Source organism: Chromohalobacter sp. HP20-39, assembly GCF_033052815.1.
GTDB lineage: Bacteria > Pseudomonadota > Gammaproteobacteria > Pseudomonadales > Halomonadaceae > Chromohalobacter.
On the sequence record NZ_JAWHTP010000070.1, the window covers coordinates 1 to 632 of the forward strand.

General features: G+C 60.3%; 1 protein-coding gene and 1 pseudogene. Both read right to left on the minus strand.

The genetic code is table 11. From position 1 onward, the window contains the following. Positions 1–229, minus strand: a 229-nt coding sequence (locus tag RVY79_RS16940) for a dihydrodipicolinate synthase family protein (protein WP_317465635.1), incomplete at its 3' end; no start/stop codon positions are given. A 118-nt stretch (positions 230–347) separates the two neighbouring features. Continuing rightward, positions 348–632 (minus strand): annotated as a pseudogene (locus RVY79_RS16945) (hypothetical protein); the annotation flags it as partial.

Genomic DNA, 632 nt, shown 5'->3' on the forward strand with positions numbered 1-632 from the left:
CGATGATTGGGACGCGCTTGTTGGCCTGCTCGACCGCCACGCGGATCAGCTCACGGTGCTCTTCCACCGACACCGTCGGGGATTCACCGCTGGTGCCGACGATGACGATGCCGTCGGTCCCTTCGGCGATGTGCCAATCGATGAGCTTGCGCAGGGACGGGTAATCAAGGCTGCCGTCCTCGTGCATGGGCGTGACGATGGCGACGAGACTGCCGGAAATCTGGGTCATGGTTTCGAAAGCAAACAAAAGCGTCAACGTTAACAGTCGGATTGTACCGGATCGTCAAAGCGAATTCGCCACATCGGATGCCCGCCAAGAGACGGGTAAGCCGCAGTCGTCAGCAACTTCAAAGTACGTACCGGGGCACCACGTCATCCGAGCGCTCGCGCACCGCGCAAACCCGCTGCACGTAAGCGTCTCGAGGCGACGAGATGAAGCCGTCTTCGTAGCCGATTACACGCAATTGCCCTTGCACTGCGCTGAGCAGCTCACCTGGCAACAGCAAGAATGCCGGGTTGGACGGTTTCCCGACAGTTTCGTTTCCGATGGCAAAAGTTTCGTAGATCAGGCGCCCACCCGGCGCAACCGCCGCCAACAGCTGCGGCCACAGCGGCCGATGCAGGTAATTGGT